Below are 613 nucleotides of genomic sequence, written 5' to 3' on the forward strand. Positions count from 1 at the left end.
TTCTATGACCATATATTCTATCATCTTCATTTGAATTATTTTTTATATAATTAGCTAGTTCCGCTATATCTCTTGAATTATCTACATTTCTTTCTTGTATTTGAGATTTTATATTAATCAAACTAGGAAAATAAGAAGTAACTATAAAACAACAAATTATTACAAGAGATAATCTATAATTAATCTTATCAAATAATGTTTCTAACAGTATGCTTATATAAGGTATAAACAATGGTATTAATACTATTAAATAATGTAAGTACGTTCTTTTGGAGATTATACTTAATAATATACAAAAAGCAAGTAAAACTATTCCTATCAGCACCATATTTTTGCTATTTTTATAGTAGTACAAAGTTGATAATAAAATTATTAAAACTAATGAATAATCATTGGCTACTCCTATTATCCAAAAAATAACATCTTTTAATCCTATAGGTGCATCTCCTGAATAATTTATATTTATAATAAGAGATTGATATATCATTTCTAATAATGAATTATTTATTAGAAAATATATTAAAAGTGGTATTAGTAAAATTAAAAATCCTACTAAAAAATTTAAAATAAATTTCAATAATAGTTTATATTCTTTTTTGTAGATATTTAATAT

1 protein-coding gene is annotated in these 613 nt (G+C 20.1%); it reads right to left on the minus strand.

Features of this window, described 5'->3' with window-relative positions:
• Window positions 1-613: hypothetical protein (locus tag HZY83_RS08195; protein ID WP_179943541.1), on the minus strand; the 613-nt coding region annotated here is incomplete at both ends.

Source organism: Gemella sp. GH3, assembly GCF_013415425.1.
In the GTDB taxonomy this organism is placed as follows: domain Bacteria; phylum Bacillota; class Bacilli; order Staphylococcales; family Gemellaceae; genus Gemelliphila.